Source organism: Candidatus Rhabdochlamydia porcellionis, assembly GCF_015356815.2.
GTDB lineage: Bacteria > Chlamydiota > Chlamydiia > Chlamydiales > Rhabdochlamydiaceae > Rhabdochlamydia > Rhabdochlamydia porcellionis.
The window spans coordinates 1-23,186 of the sequence record NZ_CP075585.1; the positions used below are offsets into that span (position 1 = coordinate 1).

The 23,186-nt window shown below is 35.7% G+C and carries 22 protein-coding genes, 1 tRNA gene and 1 pseudogene; 15 read left to right on the forward strand and 9 right to left on the reverse strand.

From position 1 onward, the window contains the following. Nucleotides 1-213: 213 nt before the first annotated feature. Both RHAB15C_RS00005 and RHAB15C_RS00010 read left to right on the forward strand, forming a co-directional pair. Nucleotides 214-1,356, forward strand: a complete 1,143-nt coding sequence (locus tag RHAB15C_RS00005) for a class I SAM-dependent RNA methyltransferase (protein WP_194845838.1) — start codon at nucleotides 214-216, stop codon at nucleotides 1,354-1,356. 254 nt (nucleotides 1,357-1,610) lie between these two features. Continuing rightward, nucleotides 1,611-2,729, forward strand: a complete 1,119-nt coding sequence (locus RHAB15C_RS00010; RefSeq protein WP_194845839.1) for a glycosyl transferase family 90 — start codon at nucleotides 1,611-1,613, stop codon at nucleotides 2,727-2,729. Between the two features lie 370 nt (nucleotides 2,730-3,099). On the opposite strand, the gene RHAB15C_RS00015 is transcribed toward RHAB15C_RS00010, so the two are convergent. Beyond that, a complete protein-coding gene (locus RHAB15C_RS00015) occupies nucleotides 3,100-3,945 on the reverse strand; it encodes a glycosyltransferase family 25 protein (RefSeq protein WP_194845840.1) in 846 nt (281 codons plus the stop codon). Between the two features lie 456 nt (nucleotides 3,946-4,401). Here RHAB15C_RS00015 and RHAB15C_RS00020 point away from each other — a divergent pair, with 456 nt between their 5' ends. Together RHAB15C_RS00020 and RHAB15C_RS00025 are read left to right on the forward strand one after the other, a co-directional pair. After that, a complete protein-coding gene (locus RHAB15C_RS00020; RefSeq protein WP_194845841.1) occupies nucleotides 4,402-5,094 on the forward strand; it encodes a class I SAM-dependent methyltransferase in 693 nt (230 codons plus the stop codon). Nucleotides 5,095-5,147: 53 nt separating this feature from the next. Further along, nucleotides 5,148-6,302 carry a glycosyl transferase family 90 gene (locus RHAB15C_RS00025; RefSeq protein ID WP_194845842.1) on the forward strand — a complete coding sequence of 385 codons (1,155 nt, stop codon included), beginning with the start codon at nucleotides 5,148-5,150 and terminating at the stop codon, nucleotides 6,300-6,302. 53 nt (nucleotides 6,303-6,355) lie between these two features. Here the strand turns inward: RHAB15C_RS00025 and RHAB15C_RS00030 are convergent. Then, nucleotides 6,356-6,430, reverse strand: a tRNA-Pro gene (locus RHAB15C_RS00030). Nucleotides 6,431-6,438: 8 nt separating this feature from the next. After that, nucleotides 6,439-6,693, reverse strand: a complete 255-nt coding sequence (locus RHAB15C_RS00035; protein ID WP_194845843.1) for a hypothetical protein — start codon at nucleotides 6,691-6,693, stop codon at nucleotides 6,439-6,441. A gap of 132 nt (nucleotides 6,694-6,825) precedes the next feature. Here RHAB15C_RS00035 and RHAB15C_RS00040 point away from each other — a divergent pair, with 132 nt between their 5' ends. From RHAB15C_RS00040 to dapA, 6 genes are all read left to right on the forward strand, one after another. After that, on the forward strand, nucleotides 6,826-8,109 hold the full coding sequence (locus RHAB15C_RS00040; protein WP_194845844.1) for an MFS transporter: 1,284 nt from the start codon (nucleotides 6,826-6,828) through the stop codon (nucleotides 8,107-8,109). A gap of 74 nt (nucleotides 8,110-8,183) precedes the next feature. Next, nucleotides 8,184-8,858 carry a uracil-DNA glycosylase gene (gene ung, locus RHAB15C_RS00045; protein ID WP_194845845.1) on the forward strand — a complete coding sequence of 225 codons (675 nt, stop codon included), beginning with the start codon at nucleotides 8,184-8,186 and terminating at the stop codon, nucleotides 8,856-8,858. Nucleotide 8,859: 1 nt separating this feature from the next. After that, nucleotides 8,860-9,804 (forward strand): small ribosomal subunit Rsm22 family protein, encoded by a 945-nt coding sequence (locus RHAB15C_RS00050; protein WP_194845846.1) that lies wholly within the window; start codon nucleotides 8,860-8,862, stop codon nucleotides 9,802-9,804. 44 nt (nucleotides 9,805-9,848) lie between these two features. Next, the gene (locus RHAB15C_RS00055; RefSeq protein WP_220716046.1) at nucleotides 9,849-10,166 is read left to right on the forward strand and encodes a hypothetical protein; all 318 of its coding nucleotides are present in this window, start codon (nucleotides 9,849-9,851) and stop codon (nucleotides 10,164-10,166) included. A gap of 63 nt (nucleotides 10,167-10,229) precedes the next feature. Next, entirely contained in the window at nucleotides 10,230-11,462 is a 1,233-nt protein-coding gene (locus tag RHAB15C_RS00060) for an MFS transporter (protein ID WP_194845848.1), read from the forward strand. Next, nucleotides 11,456-12,352: a 4-hydroxy-tetrahydrodipicolinate synthase gene (gene dapA / locus RHAB15C_RS00065; protein ID WP_220716047.1), complete on the forward strand. Its 897-nt coding sequence runs from the start codon at nucleotides 11,456-11,458 to the stop codon at nucleotides 12,350-12,352. Before RHAB15C_RS00060 ends, dapA begins: the two co-directional genes overlap by 7 nt. Here the strand turns inward: dapA and purB are convergent. Genes purB through thrS form a run of 4 tightly spaced genes read right to left on the reverse strand, consistent with a single transcriptional unit; the run spans nucleotide 12,320 to nucleotide 17,173 of the window. Continuing rightward, nucleotides 12,320-13,744, reverse strand: coding sequence for an adenylosuccinate lyase (gene purB, locus RHAB15C_RS00070; RefSeq protein ID WP_194845850.1), 1,425 nt, complete (start codon nucleotides 13,742-13,744; stop codon nucleotides 12,320-12,322). The genes dapA and purB overlap by 33 nt on opposite strands. Then, nucleotides 13,741-14,487, reverse strand: coding sequence for a CT583 family protein (locus tag RHAB15C_RS00075; protein WP_194845851.1), 747 nt, complete (start codon nucleotides 14,485-14,487; stop codon nucleotides 13,741-13,743). Before RHAB15C_RS00075 ends, purB begins: the two co-directional genes overlap by 4 nt. A gap of 15 nt (nucleotides 14,488-14,502) precedes the next feature. After that, the gene (locus tag RHAB15C_RS00080) at nucleotides 14,503-15,255 is read right to left on the reverse strand and encodes a ParA family protein (protein ID WP_194845852.1); all 753 of its coding nucleotides are present in this window, start codon (nucleotides 15,253-15,255) and stop codon (nucleotides 14,503-14,505) included. Beyond that, nucleotides 15,248-17,173: a threonine--tRNA ligase gene (gene thrS, locus RHAB15C_RS00085; RefSeq protein WP_194845853.1), complete on the reverse strand. Its 1,926-nt coding sequence runs from the start codon at nucleotides 17,171-17,173 to the stop codon at nucleotides 15,248-15,250. Before thrS ends, RHAB15C_RS00080 begins: the two co-directional genes overlap by 8 nt. 97 nt (nucleotides 17,174-17,270) lie before the next feature. Here thrS and RHAB15C_RS00090 point away from each other — a divergent pair, with 97 nt between their 5' ends. Then, nucleotides 17,271-17,408 (forward strand): hypothetical protein, encoded by a 138-nt coding sequence (locus tag RHAB15C_RS00090; protein WP_194845854.1) that lies wholly within the window; start codon nucleotides 17,271-17,273, stop codon nucleotides 17,406-17,408. Nucleotides 17,409-17,575: 167 nt separating this feature from the next. On the opposite strand, the pseudogene RHAB15C_RS07490 reads toward RHAB15C_RS00090, so the two are convergent. Both RHAB15C_RS07490 and RHAB15C_RS07495 read right to left on the reverse strand, forming a co-directional pair. Then, nucleotides 17,576-17,848 (reverse strand): annotated as a pseudogene (locus RHAB15C_RS07490) (transposase family protein); the annotation flags it as partial. Beyond that, nucleotides 17,817-18,020, reverse strand: a complete 204-nt coding sequence (locus RHAB15C_RS07495) for a hypothetical protein (RefSeq protein ID WP_434062078.1) — start codon at nucleotides 18,018-18,020, stop codon at nucleotides 17,817-17,819. The gene RHAB15C_RS07495 and the pseudogene RHAB15C_RS07490, both read right to left, overlap by 32 nt. A 303-nt stretch (nucleotides 18,021-18,323) precedes the next feature. On the opposite strand from RHAB15C_RS07495, the gene RHAB15C_RS00100 reads away from it, so the two are divergent. The 4 genes from RHAB15C_RS00100 to RHAB15C_RS00115 all read left to right on the forward strand — a co-directional run bounded on the left by RHAB15C_RS00100 (nucleotide 18,324) and on the right by RHAB15C_RS00115 (nucleotide 23,150). Further along, on the forward strand, nucleotides 18,324-19,406 hold the full coding sequence (locus RHAB15C_RS00100; protein WP_194845855.1) for a glycosyl transferase family 90: 1,083 nt from the start codon (nucleotides 18,324-18,326) through the stop codon (nucleotides 19,404-19,406). A gap of 98 nt (nucleotides 19,407-19,504) precedes the next feature. Continuing rightward, a complete protein-coding gene (locus RHAB15C_RS00105; protein ID WP_194845856.1) occupies nucleotides 19,505-22,048 on the forward strand; it encodes a hypothetical protein in 2,544 nt (847 codons plus the stop codon). 327 nt (nucleotides 22,049-22,375) lie between these two features. Then, on the forward strand, nucleotides 22,376-22,561 hold the full coding sequence (locus RHAB15C_RS00110) for a hypothetical protein (protein ID WP_194845857.1): 186 nt from the start codon (nucleotides 22,376-22,378) through the stop codon (nucleotides 22,559-22,561). A 109-nt stretch (nucleotides 22,562-22,670) separates the two neighbouring features. Then, nucleotides 22,671-23,150 (forward strand): hypothetical protein, encoded by a 480-nt coding sequence (locus RHAB15C_RS00115; RefSeq protein ID WP_194845858.1) that lies wholly within the window; start codon nucleotides 22,671-22,673, stop codon nucleotides 23,148-23,150. The last annotated feature ends 36 nt before the right edge of the window (nucleotides 23,151-23,186 follow it).

Sequence of the window (23,186 nt, forward strand, 5' to 3'; positions counted from 1 at the left end):
TTAGCCAGATGTTTTTCACGCAAGCCTTGAGGCTTAAGTTTCCATTAATTACTTAATATATATATATGTCTTCTTCTTATGGGTGTGTGAAAGTGTTCATAAGTGGTCTTTTTTGATAGAGAAAATAAATTGTTCATGAATTGAAGATAGGTTGATGATAAAATAGAGGTTTTGAACAACCAACAACTTATTGACAAAGTTATGGACATAGTTATGAACACGTTTTCAACACCGCTTCGTTGCGATTATTTTCCTGTTTGTTCAGGTTGCGACTTTCAAGGGCAAGAGCTTGCTCCTCCTGTTTTTTCTTCTTTACAAGATTTTTTTGCCGAGAAAGCTCCTAATATAAAAATTCCTCTCCTCTATCAAGAACCACAGGGCTGGCGCTTTCGCGCCAAGCTTGCAGTAAGAGGAGACACAAAGTCTCCTCGCATTGGTTTGTTTCAACGAGGAACCCACAATGTGGTTTCCATCCCTAATTGTCCCTTGCATCACAAAGCAATTCTCAAAAGTTACCAAAAAGTTATTCAAACCATGATTGATTTTCAAATTACGCCCTATAATGAAGAAAAAGGTCTTATACGTTACCTACAGTTCTTAGTAGAGAAAAAAAGCCAGTTAGTTCAACTGTCTGTTGTTGTAAATGTTTCTGAATCTACAAGCAAACTTGATGCATGGATTCATCATCTTTATTCTTTAGGAGGATTTCATTCGATCTGGTTGAATTTTAATACAGAAAGAACCAACCGTATTTTTGGTGATAGTTGGTTATTGTGTGCAGGTGAGATATACATTCAAGAAAAAATTAGAGATATAATTTGTTCTATTCATCCCGCTTGTTTTGTTCAAGCGCATTTAAGCTTATTTGAGCACGCTTTGTCCATCATTTGTCAAGAAGCTCTTCGATCAAAAAGAGTTTGTGAATGTTATTCTGGAATGGGAGTTATTGGGCTAAACCTCGCTTTGTTTAGCAAAGAGGTTTACTGTATTGAAATAAATCCCTTTGCCAAACAATGTTTTGATCAAACCTGTTCTTCTCTTCCTCAGGAGATAAAAAACAAAGTATTTTTCCACTCAACATCCATGGAGAAAAGTTTAAAACTGCTTAAAGCATCTGAAGTGATTGTGGTTGACCCACCAAGAAAGGGCTTAGAAGCCTTTGTGCTGGATGCAATTGATCAATCCCAAGCTGAGCAGCTTATTTACTTAAGTTGTTCTACAAGCTCATTTATACGTGATTGTGACAGATTGATAAAAAATGGTTGGCAAATAGAAAAAGCTTTTGGATATCTGTTTTTTCCAGGAAGTAACCACGTTGAGACTTTATGCATTCTAAAAAAGGGTAACATTTTTTAATTAACCTAATATCAAGTGTAATCCACAGCTTCTTTCAAAAAATCATGCCGGGTCTTAGGTTTTACAAAAAATGGTAAAATACACACAAATAACTTGATTAAATCTAATAGCTAAGCTTTAATGGCGTATTTTCAGAAAATCAATATAAAATTATGAATAAGCTAGCATACACACACCACAGCAGTTTCTACTGCTACTATAGATTCAGAAATATCTCAACTTTAGTCATTCTTATCAGTTTTTTTCTTTTTAGCATGTCTGTACAAGCAAATGAGTTTAAGGATTTGCATGAAAAACTCAATGATCCTAAATATACATGGATGGATAAACAAATTAAAAGAGATTTAGCCGCATTTGAGGAAAAAGGTATTTCTTTACATATGTTAGAATCTACTTGGCAAGGGATCCTTGCTTCTCCTGAAAAAGACTCTGCCTGCTTGGTTCGCTATAAAATAGTCAATAACAATATTACCTTTTCAAGTCCTACTGCTAACTTAGATAGCTATTTTTGTCGTGTGATGAAGGGTAATTTTATTGACTTTACAAAAAAAATAAGGACAACATTTATTAACTTTATAAAAGAAATGACGCAGTATCTTGATCTTCCGGATGTGGAATTTCTGCTATGTCTCGAAGATTCAATAGAAAGGCCTATTTTTTTGGAGCTTTGCCAAGCGCCTATTTTTTGCATATCAAAAAAAAAGAAAAACAACAAAGTTATTCTATATCCCAGTACAATCATGGCTCTAGATCCCGCTTCTTTATGCTCTACAATATTGCATGCTAATTCTATTCATCCTTGGGAAAGCAAGATTTCTAAAGCATTTTGGCGAGGAATTGCAGCAGGAGGGCCCTACCATGGTTCCTGGGATCTATTTCCACGTCCCTCTCTCATTGTCACCTCTTATTATCATCCTGAAGATGTCGATGCAGCATTTGTAGGAAACTTTTTATTTACTACAGCAGTAGACATTAGAGATTATATATTGAATTTTAAACCACCTAGAGAATTTGTTTCTATTTCTGATCAAATTGCATATAAGTATTTGATAGCTGTAGACGGACAAACTTGGCCAACCAGTTTAGAATGGCAACTTTTATCAAATTCCGTTGTTTTGAAGTCTGATTCAGATTGGCTTGATTGGTTTTATGAATTACTAACCCCCTATGAACATTATGTTCCCTACGAGAAAGATTATAATGATATCTTAACTAAAATTAACTGGCTTCGAGAAAATGATGGTTTAGCAAGAAAAATTTCTGAACAAGCTACAGAGGTAGCTTTGAATTTTTTTACTAAAGAAGCTGCTTTTGTGTATTTTTATAAACTATTCTCGGCATATGCGTGTTTACAGAATTTTCAACCCAATTAAATACAGTTGAAGCTAAGATGCTTAATGTAGTAAGTGTTTTTTAATCAAAATTTAAAGATTCATAAATAGGAGAAAAGACATGTGCCAAAAAAAATCTTTCCCTTATTTGCTATCAAAGTCAATCAAACTTAATTGATTCCCTCACGCAAAAGACTAGAGAAATCGCAGATGGCTTCATTAAGTTTGTTTGAACACGTCTTATCCATATCCATTGTTTGTCAATAAGCTCTTCGATCAAAGCTTTGTTTAGCAAAAAGGTTCACTGTATTGAAATCCCTTTGCTAAACAATGTTTTGATCAAACCTGCTCTTCCCTTCCTCAGGAAATAGAAAACAAAGTATTTTTCCACCAAACATTCACGGAGAAAGGTTTAAGGCTGCTTAGTAAATTTCTCGAGATTAATATCTGACAAGGAGTTAGCTATGTCTGTTGTTACAAGATCGAAATTGAGACCATAATACTGAATTCCTAGGGGAAGATAAATATCTCCATCATAATGTAAATAGAAATTGTGAGTTTTTACAAAGTCGAGTAATTTAATAATTCCAGAACGGCGAATGATCATAGAAACACATCCAAAGCAAGGCTTCATTTTATGAAAATGATTGTTTATTTTTGTTGCTGTTGTACATTTATCGTTAAGATTCTTTGGGTAGTTATAATCTAAATCGGGTCTTTTGGGTAAGCCACAATGCGGCATTCGCTGATCTGTAAATAGCACATCCCAATGATCGGCTCCTACTAAATTATCGATCTCATCAATAAGGTCTGAGAGCCTATGAGGATCACCCAGAACTTCTATATCATCTTCCATTACCCAAATAGTTTCATAATTAGAATCATAAGCGTCTTGAAGGACCGAAACATGACTAAGAGCACAACCTATGGCTCCTAGATTCATGCTGGGACAAAAATAGGTTTTTCCATACTCTTTCATAAACTCCTGATTTCGTATTTTTACCCCTTTTTCTTCAACAAATGTCGCAGATAAAAGAGGTGTCATATCAGGGAGATATTTAACCCCGACATCATTAATTACCTCTATGGGCAATTCCTGTCCATCGATGGCAGAAAAGCGAAAGGGATTAATTTCATATTTTTTTAAGTACTGTTTAGATAAGGCATATTTTTCAGGCCTTTTATCTAGATTGATCATGTAAATGAAATCAATATTTCTTATTTTGTGATCATTGCCTTTCCCCTCTGCACATTTCAAATGGTTTTGTAATGCTCCGTAAGAAAAAGAGCAAAAAAAAAAGAGAGGTAAGTATAAGGGCTAACATTGCTATATCTTCTTTTTTGAGAGTTAATTGTTTGCATAAGGCAAGTAACAAGTTTAACACTAAAAAAGATTTATATCAAATTTTTTTATTTCTCAGACCTATTTGCTTTGCAAGAGCTTAACCGCTTGTTTGTAATATGAACAGGATATACTGTCTTCGAAAAAATGCTAGTTTAGCAAAAAAAATTCTGAATAGGATGCTGCTATAACTTTAGATTTTTTTATAAAATAGCTTGTTGCTATATAATTTTATAAGTTACTCTTGACATATGCGTGTTTTACAGGGTTTTCAATCCGGGTAAACACAGATATGATGCTAAGATATTTATATAGTGAAAGTCATCAGCAATAGCTTTAATGACTCATTAAATATGAAAAAAGGATGTAAGCATGAAGAAAATATTGTATGCAGCTATTATGTTACTTGTTTCTATCTGTCCTCAACGTATTATTGCAAGTGAAAATATAGAGTGGATAAGTTATCAAAATCAAGTTCTTTCTCATCAAGAAGAAATTTTAGGCTGGTGCTCTAAAACAAAAGCTAAGCGTATGATGGATTTAATTTATAGAGTACGACCTGAGTTATGTGTTGAAATAGGGGTTTTTGGAGGATCCTCTATATATCCTACAGTATCTGCCTTAAAATTTTTAAATCATGGTAAGGTAATAGCTATTGACCCTTGGAATGTTTTCAATTGCTTAGAAGGCTATAAACCTGATTCTCCTAAACATCAATTTTGGGGTCGTATTAACCAAGAGAGCGTGTATTTAGGTTTTATGCAAATGCTAAAAAACTTTGCGTTAGATTCATATTGCACAGTTATGCGCATGCCGTCATTAGACGGAGTGCATAATTTTGACGATGAATCGATTGATATTTTACACATTGATGGAAATCATTCAGAAAATATTGCATTAAAAGATGTTCAAATATATCTGCCAAAGGTGAAAAAAGGAGGGTATATTTGGTTTGATGACACTGATTATCCAGAGACACATAAAGCGTGGAAATTTTTAAGTTTACACTGTATAAAAGATGAAAATTTTTCAACAAAAGAGTGTTTTTTATTCAGAAAGCTTTAACTCAAGGTTGAGATCTTTATCATAAAATAAGTAAAGCACAAGAGATAAAAAAAATGATCTCTGTTTTTTTTCTAAAAATTTTACAAATGCGCTATCTATTTTTATTATTTGTTTTTTTGTTACACGTGCAGTTAATAGCAATTGATTCACGCCTCTTCTTAAAAAAATTACACGAGCCTACTCCTCATTGGATGAGCGAGCAAATTGAGCGTAATTTGCAGCCTTTTGAAGAAGAATTAAGCCGTCAAAATCTTGACAGATTCTTTGAAGAATATGCTTATGGCATGGGTCTGGTTAGGATAAGAGTTGTTCAAGGTCAAATGTTTATCGAGGGTAGTGATAGAAATATTAGAGATTGGTATGCAGAAAAATTTCTTATTCCTCTTAAAGAGATGCATAAGATATCCCCTTTACCTGATGTCGATTTTATATTCACACATTTTGATGTGCCTTACTATTATTATAAACGTCTTGTTGGTGAGTCTTTTCCAGGTGGTAAATATGCTCTGTTTTGTAGAGCTAAAGACCAATTTGATGATAGAATCATTCTCATGCCAGATATGTATGCTTTAAATGAGTATGGTTCTGATAAATTTCAAATTCTTTCTGGAAGAGAGAGAATGCGCAACCACTGGAAATCTAAACGTCAAGTTGTATTCTTTAGAGGAGCTGATAACGGTGTTTTTGATCGAGTCAATTGGAGAAGTTGTAGTAGACCTGCATTAGTTGCGCTTTCTTTGAAATATCCCGATTTAATTGATGCGAGGTTTACTCACTTAGTTGAATGGCAGGATAAAGATTCTTCTATTCGAGATCTTATGATCAAGGAAGGAATGTTAGGAGAACGTGTTCCCTTAAGGGAATTCTCTATCTATCGTTATTTGATAGATGTCGATGGGCATACTGCTAATACACCTCGAACCGCATTGTTTCTTTATTCTGGTTCGGTTTTATTTAAGCAAACTACAGATAATATCCTTTGGTTTTATTCACAGTTAAAGCCTTATGTTCATTATATTCCCGTTGCCAAAGATTTATCCGATATCTTTACTCAAATCAAATGGGCTAAAGATCATGATGAAGAATGCAAGGAAATGGTAGATCGCGCTTATAATCTAGCTGAAAAGGTTCTTAGACTAGAATCTGTTTATCTCTATTTCTATCGCCTTTTAGAAGCTTATTCTAAAAAACAAAAAAACTATTATTGAAAAAGATGGATCTATACCTTCTTAAGATTATCTAGAAAAATACAGTAAAAATGTCTGGGTGAGAGGATTTGAACCTCCGACCCCTAGCACCCCATGCTAGTGCGCTAGCCAAGCTGCGCTACACCCAGATAAAGATTTAAATTGAGGTAAGTCCTTCAAATTGAAATTCTGCCCGCTTAAATTCTTTGACGCCAATTCGAGCGCATTCTTCAATGATTTTTTCTAAAACATCACCAGCATGCACTTCTGCTGCAGATATGTCTACAGAGATAGAGGCAGAAAAATTCACTCCCGACCTTACACCTGTTACCTTAAAATTTGCATAAATAGCTTCTTTTTTTTTAGAAATATTTTTAAAGCGAACAAGGTTGTTTTCTGCTAGATCTTTCATTTTAATACCACGTGTTCTTGAACTAAAGCCATAGATCCTAAGTCTTAGATCGTCCTTTTGTCAATCAAAAACACTGGACCATTCAGATAGAAAAATGCTATTTTTAATTGCTAAAAGTAATGAGATGAAAAAATGATCTGTGAAAAGTTAACGTATCCTATTCGTGCTTGGAGCATTTGGCTTCTTAGCGCAGTTTTTATGTTTTATAAATATGCTATTGAAGTATCTCCTAGCGTGATGACGGGGACTTTAATGAAGGCTTTTCACATTAGTGGTGTAGAATTGGGAAATTTAGCGGCTAGTTATTTCTATGCTTACTTGCTCCTACAGATTCCAGCAGGTTTGCTTTTAGACAAATTCGGACCTAGAAAAACCACAACAATTGCCATTTTTTTATGTGCGATAGGAAGTCTTATTTTTGCTAGAGCAGATTCCTTAATTCTAGCAGGAATAGGGCGTTTTTTAACCGGTATTGGAGCAGCTTTTGCTGTTGTTAACTGCTTAAAACTGACTGCAAACTGGTTTCCTTTTAGGCAGTTTGCTTTTATGGCAGGTCTCATGATGACAATAGCGATGTTAGGAGCTGTAGGTGGACAAGCCCCTTTAGCCGTTTTTATTCAAAATATAGGTTGGCGTTATGCTATGGAGTTGATTGGAATAGCAGGACTTGTTTTAGCTGTTATTTTTTGGATTGTGGTGCGGGATAAAGCGCCTGATCATAAAAGAGAAAAACATATCGTTCCTTCTAGACTTTCTCTTTTTGATAGCATCAAACAGATTTTTCAAAACCCTCAATCTTGGTGGCTCTCTATCTATAGCGGCTTTGCTTTTGCTCCTGTAATGGTATTTGGAGGATTATGGGGTGTTTCTTTTATCATGGAAGCATTTGAGTTAACGCATCATAGTTCGGCGCAAATGGTATCTATTATTTTTATTGGCTTTGCTATTGGTGCCCCTGTTTTTGGATGGTTTTCAGATTGGCTTGGCCGTAGGCGCATTGTTATGCTATGGGGAACTGCGTTAGCGCTTATTGCAATATCTACAGTGATTTATGTTTCTGATCTTTCTATATATCTACTTAGTTTTTTATTATTTGTTTTTGGGTTTTCCATCAGTAGTTTCTTGCTTTGCTTTACCATGATTCGAGAAGTGAATTTACCGATTTTTTCTGCAACAGCTATCGGATTTATGAACGCTTTTGATGCGCTTCTTGGGGCTCTTTCTGATCCATTAACCGGTAAGTTTCTCGATTTGCAATGGGATGGAAAATTAGTGGAAGGCGCAAGGGTTTTTTCGGTAAATTCTTATCAAATTGTTTTTATCACTCTTCCTATTTACTTGCTGATTTCACTTTTTACCCTTCTAAAGGTTAAAGAAACACATTGCAAGCCTTCCTATACAATTCCTCTACCTTAAGACTATTTTTTTTGCTTTCTTTTCTTTTTTTGAGTAAAATTTATTCTTTTTCTCTATTGTGTGATTTTGTGGGTATGAAATTAGCAGCTAGTTGGCATGAAGTATTAAAGGAAGAACTTACTAAGCCTTATATTGCAAATCTTAAAAGATTTTTGGCGCAAGAAAAAGCTGAGAATAAAGTCATCTACCCTCCTGAAGAGTTGATATTCAATGCCTTTTTACATACCCCATTTGATAAAGTAAAAGTTATAATTATGGGACAAGATCCCTATCACGGACCAGGACAGGCACATGGCTTGAGTTTTAGTGTTCCTTGTGGAATACCCCAACCCCCTTCTTTAAAAAATATATTTAAAGAGCAAAGCCAAGATGTAAATATCAATTTACCTAAAGAAGGTTGTTTATCTTCGTGGGCTAAGCAAGGGGTATTATTGCTCAATGCAACGCTTACTGTACGCGCAAATGAGCCAAAATCGCATTATGGGCGTGGATGGGAGATCTTTACCGATGCGGTAGTTGCTAAATTAGTAGAAAGGAAAGATCCTTTGGTATTTGTTCTTTGGGGAAAATCCGCCCAGGAAAAGATAGGAGCTGTTTTAGAAGAAAAAACAACTTCTCATGTTGTATTGACAGCTGCGCACCCTTCTCCTTATTCAGCTCAAGGGTTTTTTGGTTGTCGTCATTTTTCTCAAATCAACGAAGCTTTAAAAAAATGGGATAAAGAACCTATTCATTGGCAATTATCTTAAAATGTTATCTTCGCTAGAATCTAAAATTCAATCTTTAATTCAAGGAACTTCTCTAAAAAGCTGGGTAAAACAAACACAGAGCTTAACTTCCACCTATCGTCAGAAAAAAGATCAAACAGAAACTCTTTCTTCAGAGGCTCTCAGAATAGCTTATTTGTGTTCTCGTCTTCCAGCTACCTATGCCGCGATCTCTTATGTGTTCAAAGAGCTACAAAAACATTTTGATCTTTCTTTAGTTCGCTCTCTTTTAGACTGTGGGGCAGGCCCGGCAAGTGTGCTTTTAGCAGCCGAATCTTTTTTTTCTCTACAACAAGCAACTCTTTTAGAAAGAGATCCTGGTTTTATTGAGTTAGGAAAGCTATTGTCTCATCCAACAGATGTAGAAGTTATCTGGATGTTACAAGATGTCACAAAAAGGATCCCTTCTTCTGCTAAAGATCTAGTGATAGCTTCTTATTCTTTGTGTGAAATTAGCGAAGAAGACCAATTGCAAATAGTAGAATCTCTATGGGATAAAACAGAGCAGATTTTCATTTTGCTCGAACCTGGTACTCCTAAAGGATTTCATTTTATCCGAAAAGCAAGAGAGAAATTGCTAAATTTAGGAGCTTTGTTACTAGCTCCTTGTCCGCATAGAGAGGGTTGCCCTATAAATAAAAGTGATTGGTGTCATTTTTCCGTGAGATTGCCTAGATCTTTTCTTCATCGTCAGCTAAAGGAAGGATCTTTAAACTATGAGGATGAAAAGTTCTCCTATCTGATCTTTTCTCGCATACCTGTTTCTACTAGCTCCTCTCGTGTGATTCGCCATCCTTTTAAAGGCTCGGGGTTTGTAAAACTGAAGCTATGTACAGAAGCAGGTCTTGTAGAAAAAACGATCAGTCGAAAGGATAAAGAGCTCTATTCTATTGCTAAAAAAACTGAGTGGGGAGATGAGTTGAAATAAAACTTGTTTTCTCATGGAATTTAACATAGAAAATTTTGACAATTATGTTTTTCCATGTTAATTTCCAGGTTAATTCATGGAGATCATCTTATGATGTTAGAACAGCTCCTGTTTTTCGTGTGACACTTTATCCAAAGTCAATAAAGAACATTCCTTCCGCTTTTTGGCAAGAACCCATTTTTTATTACTTAAAAAAGCATAATAAAATCAATGCTAAGATGGCTCAAGAGATTTGGAAAGTTACGCGCCGTACAACTACAACCCGCCTTAAAGAGATGTGCCAAGAAGGATTGCTTGTAGAAATATCAACAAGTTTCAAGGATCCTCAAAAAGTTTTTGTTTTACCTAAACGTGGGAAATAATATAGATCTCGACTTTATGATTAAATCTTGTTTTTCTATTCTTATTTTTAAAGGATATCTTTAATGCCGAAACAAATTAAAAAAATACTTTTCCCTTATGCATTGGTAGTCTTATTTGCCTATATTGGTTTTTCTTTGCCTCTTCCGATTTTGCCTAAGATGTTTTTAGATTCGCACACCTCAATTGCTCCACATCTTTCTTACCAACTAAGGATGGTTTTATTGGGAACTGTTATGGCGGCTTTTCCTTTAGGGCAGTTTTTTGGGTCTCCTGTGCTAGGATCTCTTTCTGATCGGCATGGAAGAAAAAAAGTCGTTCTCTTTTCTTTGATGGGGACTACGGTTGGATATTTAATCATCGCTTTTTCTCTATATCATTATTCGATTACTGGGATGATTATTGGATTGATTGTGTGTGGTTTTTGTGAGGGAAACGTGACAATAGCTCAATCGGTGATTGCTGATGTGACAGGATTGGATGAACACAAACATCGAAAGCCTGTGTATTTTGGGTGGTTGAATATTTGCATTTCTCTAGGGTTTATCATTGGTCCTTTAATGGGAGGGGTATTAGCGGATTCAAACCTTGTTCCTTGGTTTACTTTTGCCACTCCTTTTTGGATAGCGGCACTAATGACTTTAACGGGAATTTTAGTGATTGCTTGGTATGCAAGAGAAACGCTGCAACTACGTAAAGTAGAGAAAATCGTTATTTTCCCTTCTTTGTCTGGAAAACTCAAAGCGCCTAAAATTAGGCTGTTTTATTTATGTAATTTGTTGCTAGCTATAGGATATTTTTCCTTTTTTCGCTTTTTGCCTGTATTTTTAGAAAGACAGTTTCATTTTTCTCCAGCTATTTTGTCTTATGAAATGGTTTATACTTCTTTTTCTTTAATGCTAGGGGTTCTTTTTTTGATTCCTTGGCTTTCTCGTCGTTTGAAACCTATTCAAGTGCTTTGTCTATTTTCCTTTTTTTTAGCTTTAAGTTTTGTAGCTGTTGTTTTACCAACAAATGTATATGCTTTGTTTCTTACCATTCCTTTAGTGGGCTTATGTTTGGGAGTTGTCATTACTCACGGTTCTTTGTTGATTTCTAATACAGCAGAAAGTCATATACAAGGACAGGCTTTGGGGGTATTAACCTCTGTACAAACCCTAGCAGAAATTATAACTGGGATCTTTGGAAGTATCTTAGCAGTGGGTATTTTTACTATGCCGATTTATATAGGTGCTGCGATGGTATTTTTGTGTGGGAGCTTATTATGGCTGCAAATGAAAAGAGGGGCAAAATGTTAGCAGGATCTATTGTTGCTTTAGTTACCCCATTTACGCAAGAAGGAGCTGTTGATCATTTAGCTCTAAGCGCTTTAATTAAGTGGCATATGGAACAAGGCTCTCAAGGAATTGTTCTATGTGGTTCTACAGGAGAAGGTACAAACTTATCTTTACAAGAGAAGTTACACATTTTCAAGCAAGGGGTTCAGATTGCAAATGGGCGTATTCCTATCATTGCAGGAACAGGAACGAGCAATACGTCTACTACAGTGGAACTTACTCAAGCAGCTAAAGATATTGGTGTTGATGCTTGTCTTGTGGTTTTACCTTACTATATCAAGCCCAGCATTCAAGGCTGTATTGCTCATTATAAAGAAGTATGTTCTGTGAAAATTCCCATTTTTATTTACCATCACCCAGGAAGAACAGGCATTAAGCTTCCTATAGAGACCTTAGCAGAGATTGCAAAAGATCCTTATGTATGTGGAATTAAAGAGAGTACAGCGGATATTGAGTATGCGGTCAGGCTGTCCCAAGAAATAAAGAAGCCTCTTTTTTGCGGTGATGATCATTTGGTAGTTCCTTTGATGGCACTAAAATTTAAAGGATGCATCTCTGTAATAGCAAACCTCATTCCTAAAAAATGGCAGCAATTGCTTTATCTATTATCTAATCAAAGTTTTGAGGAAGCTGGCAAACTGTATGAGAAGTATCACTCTTTGTGCGCGAGTTTATTCCTTGAAAGCAATCCGCAATGCGTAAAATATGCACTATCTCAAATGGGCTATTGCCTCCCTCATTTACGCCTTCCTCTAATGCAACCGAGTATAGCAGTAAAAGAGAGAATTAGAAAAGAAATGCAGGCATTGTGTTTAAGCTCAGATCTCGATCTTAGCGGAGTAAGCGGATAGGTTTTGATATTTAGCCAAAATGAGCTTTAATTCGGTTAAGAATTCCTGTGTTTGTTCTTTGGCGCAGCCTACTAAATGTTTTGCTGCAGTCATTTTTTGTAGCTTATCTAAAGAAATACCTATTTCTGGGTCACTAGCAATTTTATGTAAAAGATTGCAGTCTTTCCCCTCTTCTTTGATTTCTCGGCTAGCTAAAAGACTATGTTCTCTTAATCTCTGATGCATTTTTTGGCGATCTTTCCCCTTTTTTGCTAACTGCATTAAAATATGCTCTGTTGCTAAGAAAGGCATTTCTTCTGCTAGATGCTTTTCGATGATTTTGGGATAGACAACCAAATCAGAGGTAATAAAGCATAAAAGATCTAAGATAGCATCAGCACATAAAAAAGCCTCTGGGATGCATAAACGTCTATTTGCAGAGTCATCTAAACTACGTTCTAACCATTGTGTAGCTGCTGTATAAAGAGGGTTTTCGTTTAAAGAAAATAAAAAACGAGAAAGTCCACAAATACGTTCGCTACGCATGGGGTTTTGTTTATAGGGCATTGCAGATGAGCCTACTTGGGTTGGAGAAAAAGGCTCTTCGATTTCCTTAAGGTGTGCTAACAAGCGCAAATCGGTTGCAAACTTGTGAGCAGAAGCAGCTATTTGACTTAAAGAAGTGATGATCGAAATATCTTGCTTACGAGGATATGTTTGAGAAGAGATAAGAAGCAGATGAGAAAAGCCTAGCTCTTTTGCAATCAATTGATCCAAGGCTTTTACTTTTTCTCTGCTTCCCAGTAGATTTAAAAAAGAAGCTTGTGTTCCTGTAGCTCCTTTAGTTCCTAAAAAACGAAGTTCTGTAATTACAGAGCTGCATTGCTCTAAATCAAAACTCAAGTCTTGTAGCCAAAGACAAGCTCTTTTCCCCACGGTTGTGGGTTGAGCGGGCTGAAAATGCGTATAGCTTAAACAAACAAGATCTGCGTGCTTTTCAGCAAAAATACACAACTGACGAATAACTTGAATCAATTTTTTTTCTAATAATTGTAAGGCTTTTTTCATGAGAATCAGATCGGCGTTATCGGTAACAAAGCAAGAAGTAGCTCCTAAGTGGATAATAGGGCCAGCTTTAGGACATTGGTCTGTAAAGGTATGAATATGCGCCATGACATCGTGACCGAATTTTTTTTCATAAGCAGCTGCTTTTGCAAAATCGATCGAATGATAGGCTTCTTGCATCTCTTCTATCTGTTCTTGTGAAATGGTAAGCCCTAATTGTTTTTGCGCTTTGGCAAGAGCAATCCATAACTGTCTCCAGGTAGTATATCTGGAATAAGGCGAAAAAATAGCAGACATTTCTGCACTGGCGTAGCGAGAAGCTAATAGAGAAGTATAATGATCAGTCATGAAGAGGATTTAACCGAGGTTTTAAGTTCTTTGAGCAAACTAAAGAGTTGCTGTTTTTGTTTATTCGTAGGGCAAAAAGTAGAGCTTTTCGTTATAGCTAGGATTTTTTTTAAACTTAAGATAGCAATGTTTGCTAGGTCTTGTGCTCTTTTGTCCTTAATTGGTAGAGGGAAGGTGATGCGGATGAGCTCTAGCAATTCTTGTTTAGACTGTCCTTGATAGGTCTTTATAATGTGTTGTTTTTGCACAAGAGGCCCTTGACGACTGGCTAAACTATAAGCTGCTTGACGTGGGATAAGGTTTAATTGATCTTGCAGGGCAGTAGGAATAGCATTGTGTAGCTCGTAATACTGCAGAAAATTATAAGGGGTTTGTCTATTTCCATAGGTGCAAATGAGCCAAGCGCTAAAAGCTCCTTCTTGGTAACTGGTTAAAATCTGTTGTGCTTTTTGTATTCTCTCTCCATGTAAAATAATGGCTTGGCTATTGATCGCTTTTACTTCCGCTGTAAGAGAGGATAGGTATTCTAGATCTTGAACGACTTCTTGGTTTTTATTTTTGTATTGATCGAGAATGTTTTTTAACGCTTGTTTTTCTGTTTCGTTAAGAGTCGTTATGCGAAATACTCCTGCAAAGCTAGAGAGATTTCCGCTAGAAGATAATTCTACTAAATTGGTCATTTTTGAGAGTTTCTCAGAAGCTGTTTTTAAACGCTGCGAGAGAAGAGAATTTATTTTAGCCATGGATGTCCAGCTGTTTTACATACGGGTTAATAGCTCTTTAGTAAGCGAAATATAATCTTCAGAAGCTCTGCTTTTAGGAGATATTTCAAAAAGAGGTTTACCAAAGATGGAAGCTTCTGAAACACTGATATCGCGACGCACTTTTGTCTGCAACATTTTTCCAGGAAAGGTGCTCTCTATGATTTCTAAGAAAGCTTGATTGCTTTTTCCACGAGGATTCCAAAAAGAAAGTGCTACACCTAAAACCTGTAGTGAATGACGATCTGCAATACTTTGCATAAATGCAGATAAACGCTGCAGACCTTTAATGCTATAAAATTCAGGTGATGCACAGACAAGAGAGTAATCCGCTGCAATTAAAGCCGATTCTGTGAGCCAACATAAAGAAGGAGGGGTATCTATAATAATGGCATCGTATTGCAAAAGATGTAAGATTTGTTTAAGGCGCTCATGGGAATAGCGATCAGCTGCCAGAGCTCCCCTTACTTCAACCCTTTCTAGATAGGTATCTGCAGGGATTAGGTCAAGATTGGCAATTCCACTAGGTAGAATGACTTCATGGATGTTTTTTGTTCCTTGCAGAACAGAAGCAATGCTATCGTGAGCATCAGGATCATATCCTAGTCCTGCTGTTAAATTCGCTTGCGCATCAAAATCGATCAAGAGCACTTTCTGTTGATGAAATTTAGCAAGAGCTGCTCCCAAATGCAAGGAGGTAGATGTTTTAGCTGTCCCCCCTTTAAAACTACTAACTGCAATTCTAGGCATTTATTTCCTCTGCAAAATAAGATGTTAAAGAGTAATCACTCCTCTCTTGCTCAATCTTATGCAAAAAAACATTCAACGCAAGCTCTCCATGCACAACGTTATCGCGAGTGCGCAAATTAATCGATTGATTCTCTAGTTCTTTGTCACCTAAAATCAGAATATAATTGTATTGCGCAAGTTGTGCATTTCTCACTTTTTTATTCACTGATTCATGAGAAGCATCAACATCGCTTTGAAATCCTGCCTGTTTGATGATAGAACACACTTCATTGGCATAAGGTTCATGCCTATCTGCTATAGGGATAATTCTTACTTGGGAAGGGCTTATCCATAGAGGGAATTTGCCTACAAAATGTTCGATCAAAATTCCTATAAAACGCTCAACTGATCCAAACAAGGCACGATGGATCATAATCGGGCGTTTCAATTGACCATCTTTATCCATATATTCCAATTCGAACTTTTCAGGTAAAGCCATATCGAGCTGGATGGTTCCACATTGCCAGCTACGAGATAGCGCATCTTTAATGTGAATATCAATTTTAGGCCCATAAAAAGCACCATCTGCCTCATTGACTAAGTAAGGTTTCCCCCAAGCATCGAGAGCGTCTTTTAACCCATTTGTTGCAATTTCCCAGTCTTCATCAGAGCCAATGCTATTCTCTGGTCTAGTGGAAAGTTCTAAACGATAAGATAGGCCGAATTTGCTATAGGTTTCTTCAATCAGTGCAATCACACTCAAAATTTCTTGTTTGATATCGGATTTTTTCATGAAAAGATGCGCATCATCTTGATGAAAGCTACGTACGCGAAATAATCCACTTAATGCTCCTGATGCTTCATGTCTGTGTACGTGACCTAGTTCTGAAATACGTAAAGGAAGTTCTCTATAGCTGTGAGATTTAGATTTATAATAGAGCATACAGCCAGGACAATTCATAGGTTTAATTGCAAAATGACGCTCTTCAATGGAAAAAGCGTACATGTTTTCACGATAATGTTCCCAGTGACCAGAGGTTTCCCAAAGTTCTTGACTCATAATTTGAGGGGTTTTAATTTCTTCGTAGCCAGCTTTTGTATGCATGATTCTCCAAAGATGGATTAATTGATTCCAAACGATCATTCCTTTGGGATGAATAAAAGGCATACCAGGAGCTTCTTCTCTAATAGAAAATAAATCAAGCTTGGGACCTAAGATTTTGTGATCTCGTTTTTTAGCCTCTTCTAGAAGAGTTATATATTCTTTGAGCATTTTTCGATCAGGAAAGGAGATTGCATAAATTCGAGTCAACATTTCTCGTTTAGAATCTCCACGCCAATAAGCACCTGCTGTTTTTAAAATTTTAAAAACTTTAATTTTGCCTAAATTGGGTAAATGAGGTCCTCTACAAAGATCAAAAAATTCCGCCTGCTCATAAGCGGTAATTACTCCTTCTTCTGAAAAACTTTCTATGAGTTCACATTTGTAAGGGTTTTCTTTAAAAATTTGAAGAGCTTGTCTCTTATCGGTTAACACATGTTTTATAGGTTTATGATTTTCACTGATGATTTTATGAATCTCTTTTTCTATGTTTTCGAAATCGGCATCAGATATGTTTACATTTGCAAAATCGTAATAAAATCCTTGTTCAATAGGAGGTCCAATTGTAGGTTTTGCCTCTGGAAATAATCGCAAAATCGCTTGAGCTAGAACATGTGCAGAGGTGTGCCAAAAAATTTCTTTTCCTTCTTTGCTAGTAAAGTCGATCAAACTTAATTGATCCCCCTCATGTAAAAGACTAGAGAGATCACAGATAGCTCCATTGATTTTAACAGCTAGAGATTGCTCTGGAGCTACTTTGTGCAATTTTTCTGCTACATCTTTTGCGCTGCTGCCCGGTGGCATCTCATATTCTTTTTTATCGATATAGACTAACATAAGTAATAAACCTTAGATTTTTGGATTTTTTGAATTGATTCTAGATCACAACAAGAGAAAATAGAAAGTTGAAAAAAAACTTGAGAGGAAATCTCTTTTGCCAAGTCAGATCGTATTTGCTTTAGATAATAAAGAGATTTTACAACAAACCTATGATTTTCTACTGTCTCATATGGGTTTTTTAGAAAACAAGGGGTTTATTTATTACCCTAAGGATATAGAAATTCTATGCTAGCAGAGCATCAGAATAGTTTTTCTCAGAAGCCTTAAGGTTTGGATCTCCCATTAACCACTTGAATATATATAATGTCTTCTTCTTATGGAGGTGTGAAAGTGTTCGTAAGAGGTCTTTTTGATAGAGAAAATAAAAAGAGTTTGTGAATAGACCTCTTTCGAAACCCATTAACGTAGCTCCAGATTATAAACGCCGGCAATGAGATTAAACCGAAGACCAAACCTTTTCCGCCTATTTCTATAACGATCAGCTAAAATTTTAAATCGCTTAAGCAGACTAATAGCATTTTCATTAATTACGCGTTCTTTGGAAAGGAATTGATTATTTTTTTTGTCTTGTTTTGTTAAAGAGTTTTTCCTACTTCTTCTTTTAGGCATTTGGCTTTTGGCATGAAGCTTTTTAAGTCCTCTATACCCTCCATCCGTGATAAGATTTATTTCGAAATGAAATCATGTCTTCTATTTTTAATTTATTGACACGACCTCCTCGGACTTTTTTCTCTTTGTGACTTATCTCCAAAATCAATCTCATTTGATCAAATGTGCTACGTTTTACTCCAGTTAATCGTCGGAATTTCTCGTTGTCTAAATCTTTTGCTTTTTCAAATTTCATTATGCCCTTATGTACTTTTAAGGACATTATTTTATACAAGGTTTTTTTTATTTTCTAGTTTTGAAAGAGCTCTAATGTTATTCTGGGATGGGAGTTACTTGGACTAAACCTTGCTTTGTATAATAAAATACCCACAAACAACTTGATTAAATCTAATGACTAGATTTCAATAGTATAATTTTGGGAAAATCATTTAAAGTTATGAGTAAGCTAAAATACGCACACCACAGCAGTTTCTACTGCTACTATAGATTCAGAAATATCTCAACTTTAGTCATTCTTATCAGTTTTTTTCTTTTTAGCATGTCTGTACAAGCAAATGAGTTTAAGGATTTGCATGAAAAACTCAATGATCCTAAATATACATGGATGGATAAACAAATTAAAAGAGATTTAGCCGCATTTGAGGAAAAAGGTATTTCTTTACATATGTTAGAATCTACTTGGCAAGATATCCTTGCTTCTCCTGAAAAGAAGTCTGCATACTTGATTCGCTATAAAATAGTCAATAATAACATTACCTTTTCTAGTCCTACTATTGACGTAGGTAGTAATTTTTATCGTGTAAGAAGGGTAAGGTTTATTAACTTTATAAAAGAAATGACGCAGTATCTTGATCTTCCGGATGTGGAATTTCTGCTATGTCTCGAAGATTCAATAGAAAGGCCTATTTTTTTGGAGCTTTGCCAAGCGCCTATTTTTTGCATATCCAAAAAAAAGAAAAACAACAAAGTTATTCTATTTCCTAGTACAATTACGGCTCTAGACTCCACTTCTTTATGCTCTACAATCTTTCATGCTAATTCTATTTATCCTTGGGAAAGTAAGATTTCTAAAGCATTTTGGAGAGGAAGTCCAACAGGAAGGCCCTATTATGGTTCCTGGGATCTATTTTCACGCTCATCTCTTATTGTCACCTCTTATTACCATCCTGAAGATGTCGATGCAGCGTTTGCAGGCAACTTACCTCCTACAGAGACAGCTATTAGAGATTATATGTTGCATTTTAAAGGTCTTAAAGAATTTGTTTCTATTTCTAATCAAATTGCGTATAAGTATTTGATAGCTGTAGATGGACATACTTGGCCAACTAGTTTAGAATGGCAGCTTTTATCAAATTCCGTTGTTTTGAAGTCTGATTCAGGTTGGCTTGATTGGTTTTATGAATTACTAACCCCCTATGAACATTATGTTCCCTACGAGAAAGATTATAATGATATCTTAACTAAAATTAACTGGCTTCGAGAAAATGATGGTTTAGCGAGAAAAATTTCTGAACAAGCTACCTCTGTAGGTTTAAATTTTTTTACTAAAGAAGCTGCTTTTGTATATTTTTATAAGCTATTCTCAGCATATGCGTGTTTACAGAGTTTTCAACCTAGATAAATACAATCGATATAGACTAACATAAGTAATACACATTGATTCTAGATCACAACAAGAGAAATTTAAAATTTTAAAAAGAACTTAAAAGGAAATCTCTTTTGCCAAGCCAAATTGTATTTGCTTTAGATAATAAAGAGATTTTACAACAAACTTATGATTTTCTACTGTCTCATTCTGAAAAATCTCTATTTGATCTTGAGGAAGAAAAGATATTTTCTCATTTAATCGATCACTCTTTTTTACAGATGAGTTTTTCTTTTCGTTCGCTTTTTCGCGCTCGTCAATTAGCCAACTTATTGATTGATAAACAAGGAGAATTAGATCAAAAAATTCTGCAAAGAACCATTGATTTTTTAGAAAACAAGGGGTTTATTTGTTATCCCAATGGCTATAGCGACTCTGTGATAACAGAGCATCAAATTGCAATTTTGAAGCAATGTACCTCTCAAAAAATCATAAAACTTCTCTATCGATTTTCATCTCCTGTTGGCCATAAAGTCGCAGAGAATCTTCTATGTGATTCATTAGGGATTTCTGTAAGTAAACTAGATACATCTGATATACGTCGCGGGGTTCTTTGTGCTAGCCTAACCCCTCTGTGTCAGAACATCGGTTCCTGTTTTGCTACAGCTCCGGGCATTCTTGTGCAGAAAGAGCAACTAGCTCTATTTTTAGTCGATCTCTATCAACTTTTAAGCACAGGTCAGTTAAAAAGAACTTATCACGGCAATGAATATATTGCTATCTTGAGCACAACGTATACAAGCATTTATTGTAAACAAAGTCTGCATGAAAGAGCTTTGCTATCGCCTGGGATTTTACAAGCCTTAAAAGTCTGTGGATTAATCGATCAAAAACTATCCTTAGAAAAACAAATTCAACAGGTACAAAACATCTGCTTACCCCTGTTTTCTTCTTGCTCAACCGTAACAGAACTTTTGCAAAAAGTGCTTGAAAAGTCTACAAATCAGCCTATGCAAAAGATGCAGGTTGCGTTTACAGGTTTGACGGAGAATGCTTTATTAAAAGCATGGGAATTTACGTTAGCCTCTTTTTCTGAGGTTGATCCACAATTGATCCGTTGGCACCTATATACGGCACTTGGATTTTCTCCAGAAGAACCAGAAGGCTTGGGCTTTGTTATACATCGATGTCTTCAAGAGAAGTTAGAAGCCTACCATCAAGAGATAGGTAATTTACAAAGAGAAATTGAGGTTACAGCAGATCAATCACGAGCGGTACAAGGGGTATTACATCGTGCTGATACGACAAGTCGTATACGAAGTTTTCAAGCAGAATATCAAAGTCTCTCTCATCATTTACAATCTTGCATAGATCGCCGAGATCAACTGATAAGAGAAGCTAATAGTTTAAGCTCTTTGTTTTCGATGATTGTCCAGTATTACCTAGATCAATTTTCTAGCTATTTTCAGGAAGTATACGATCCACAGTTAGCAAATATAAGCGATGAAGATGCTCCTGCTGGTTTTCGTCTATTTTATAAATATGGAAGAACAGATGCTTCTCTTTGGACGGCTATTGAAACAGAAAAAGATTTTAATCAATTTTTACAAGACTTCTTTTTATCTACAGAGTCTTTACTTTTTGTCCAAGCACAAGAACAAAAAATCATTACAGAAATAGTAGCTGCAATTGTATTGCATCTTCATCAAAGAGCTTTTTCCTTAGGTATCCAAAAACGCATGAAGAGCAAAGAACCTTGGTGTTACATCTCAGGAGGAACAATGCAAACCCTGGTTCGAAATTATTTCTGTACAGATAAAGTTACATTGGAACAAAGAGTAGTAGAGAGCCCACTTGAGCTATTGATCTTTTTACTAGATACGCTAAAAGAGATGCCTCTAGTTCATCTCACGCAAACACTATTGATGAGCTCGCCTGTACATGCTTTTCTTCTGCTACCATCAGAACCTTTATTTAAACAAGGATGGCAAGATAACGGTTTTACTTATACTTGGGTGCGTGATGCATTTATCCGTCCTGGTGTCCAGTTTTATCAGCGGATGCTTTTAAGTCCACAAATGCAGCAATATCTCTTGCAGCAGATTTCTTCAGGCAAAATAAGCTATTTTCCACAAACACCCAAAGAATTCAGAGAGCAAACTCTAGATGCATTTCCCGAAATGGTCCCTGATGATATAGATGCTTTTCTCTATCAACAATTGCCCCTAACTCCAATTACAAAATGCAAAGAGGATTTACAAAAACTTCTCTCTTCTGTTTTAAATCCCAAAATACAAGAAATCATAGAGCAATTTTCTCTACCAAAAACGGCTTTTATCTCCGCGATTCAAATGAAAAAAATAGCTAAAGCTTGTTTATTACTTGCTCAAAGCTCTATCGGTTTTTCTTTTGATGTACACTGCTTTATTACTCATGCTGCTTGTGAAATAGGGCTTTCTCCTCGGTGCTTAATCTTTGCGGATACCAATTGGCCGGGGTTTTATTTTGGTTTTGTGATCAATCCAGGGACTCAAGATTTAGAACTTTGGAGATTTGATGCAAGTCGATCAATGGGTTATCCCATGAGCGCTTGGAAAAAATGGCTTGGGTCTGAAAATAAGCCTTGGGCAGTGTATGTAAAGCCCTCGGAGTATCTCTTCCCCTTACACAGCATATAAATGGTTGAAAAGACTTCTTCATTACAAAAGCTCCTCATTTTCTTTTCTGAAATGCACCTTATCAAATAGTCCTGTTTTTCTAATCGGGTTTTTTTTAAAGATCATTTTAATTTTGTATCAACAAAGTAAAAAAATAATTTGACTTTTTGCACTTTGGTGTGTCATCTTTTTATCTCTTGATTCTTTTAAGACTAAGACCAAACGCTTTTTTGTTAAAATTGCAACTATGAGAAGTATTATGGAAACACCCCCAAAACAACTTCCAAAAACATTTTCGGTAGAGCAAACATATGTCATAGGGATGCTTTTTTTCTTAATCTTTGGCCCTTGGTAGAACCAAGAGTAATAGAAGAAGAGCAGAAGTTAGGAACTTATTCTCTTTTCTTTATAGAGGTTTGCTCTGGCGATGAATGCTATGCTGAATGGAATGAAGCAATACGCCGCGTATTGCATATTCCAATTACTGAGGATACTCCAGAAATAGAGCTTATATTCGTGCTGCTGTTAATGTAAAAAAACAATTTGACTTTTTGTGTTTCGATATGTCACATTTTTATCTCTTGATTCTTTTAAGACTAAGACCAAACGCTTTTTTGTTAAAATTGCAACTATGATAAGTATTATGGAAAAGCCCTCACAGCAAATCCCAGAAACATTTTCGGTAGAGCAGGCCTTTCATATCAATATATTTTTTCTTGTTGATATTTGGCCTTTGGTAGAACCCAAAGTGATAAAAGAAGAGCAAAATTCAGGACTTTATTCTTTTTTCTTTATAGAAGTCTGTTCTACCTATGATTGTCATTCTGAATGGAATGAAGCAATACGTCTTGTATTGCATATTTCAAAGGAAGAGCAAAAAACGCTGCAACTTACCTTACCTGAAATTTTCTCTTGCGTTATAGAGTTTTGCAAAATTTTTAATGAGCGTTGCAATTTCAAGATTGCATATGCAGCCAGTCTACTAGAGTCTATGAGAAAATCTCCTGAAAATCATAAAACGGAATGGGCAATCTGGCAGGAAGTGGTTACAAAAGTCGCATACGACTTTATGAATAAGGATAATTTTAATTGGTCTGATAATGATTTTAATGAATCTGATTAAAATTTCTCTATAGAAAGTGTGGATAAATGTATTAAT

What these genes read in the sequence shown, in the direction of transcription:
- RHAB15C_RS00005 (WP_194845838.1), top strand. Translation starts at nt 214, where the DNA reads ATGAACACGTTTTCAACACCGCTTCGTTGCGATTATTTTCCTGTTTGT.
- RHAB15C_RS00010 (WP_194845839.1), top strand. Translation starts at nt 1,611, where the DNA reads ATGTCTGTACAAGCAAATGAGTTTAAGGATTTGCATGAAAAACTCAAT.
- RHAB15C_RS00020 (WP_194845841.1), top strand. Translation starts at nt 4,402, where the DNA reads ATGAAGAAAATATTGTATGCAGCTATTATGTTACTTGTTTCTATCTGT.
- RHAB15C_RS00025 (WP_194845842.1), top strand. Translation starts at nt 5,148, where the DNA reads ATGATCTCTGTTTTTTTTCTAAAAATTTTACAAATGCGCTATCTATTT.
- RHAB15C_RS00035 (WP_194845843.1), bottom strand. Translation starts at nt 6,693, where the DNA reads ATGAAAGATCTAGCAGAAAACAACCTTGTTCGCTTTAAAAATATTTCT.
- RHAB15C_RS00040 (WP_194845844.1), top strand. Translation starts at nt 6,826, where the DNA reads ATGATCTGTGAAAAGTTAACGTATCCTATTCGTGCTTGGAGCATTTGG.
- ung (WP_194845845.1), top strand. Translation starts at nt 8,184, where the DNA reads ATGAAATTAGCAGCTAGTTGGCATGAAGTATTAAAGGAAGAACTTACT.
- RHAB15C_RS00050 (WP_194845846.1), top strand. Translation starts at nt 8,860, where the DNA reads ATGTTATCTTCGCTAGAATCTAAAATTCAATCTTTAATTCAAGGAACT.
- RHAB15C_RS00055 (WP_220716046.1), top strand. Translation starts at nt 9,849, where the DNA reads ATGTTTTTCCATGTTAATTTCCAGGTTAATTCATGGAGATCATCTTAT.
- RHAB15C_RS00060 (WP_194845848.1), top strand. Translation starts at nt 10,230, where the DNA reads ATGCCGAAACAAATTAAAAAAATACTTTTCCCTTATGCATTGGTAGTC.
- dapA (WP_220716047.1), top strand. Translation starts at nt 11,456, where the DNA reads ATGTTAGCAGGATCTATTGTTGCTTTAGTTACCCCATTTACGCAAGAA.
- purB (WP_194845850.1), bottom strand. Translation starts at nt 13,744, where the DNA reads ATGACTGATCATTATACTTCTCTATTAGCTTCTCGCTACGCCAGTGCA.
- RHAB15C_RS00075 (WP_194845851.1), bottom strand. Translation starts at nt 14,487, where the DNA reads ATGGCTAAAATAAATTCTCTTCTCTCGCAGCGTTTAAAAACAGCTTCT.
- RHAB15C_RS00080 (WP_194845852.1), bottom strand. Translation starts at nt 15,255, where the DNA reads ATGCCTAGAATTGCAGTTAGTAGTTTTAAAGGGGGGACAGCTAAAACA.
- thrS (WP_194845853.1), bottom strand. Translation starts at nt 17,173, where the DNA reads ATGTTAGTCTATATCGATAAAAAAGAATATGAGATGCCACCGGGCAGC.
- RHAB15C_RS07495 (WP_434062078.1), bottom strand. Translation starts at nt 18,020, where the DNA reads ATGAAATTTGAAAAAGCAAAAGATTTAGACAACGAGAAATTCCGACGA.
- RHAB15C_RS00100 (WP_194845855.1), top strand. Translation starts at nt 18,324, where the DNA reads ATGTCTGTACAAGCAAATGAGTTTAAGGATTTGCATGAAAAACTCAAT.
- RHAB15C_RS00115 (WP_194845858.1), top strand. Translation starts at nt 22,671, where the DNA reads ATGGAAAAGCCCTCACAGCAAATCCCAGAAACATTTTCGGTAGAGCAG.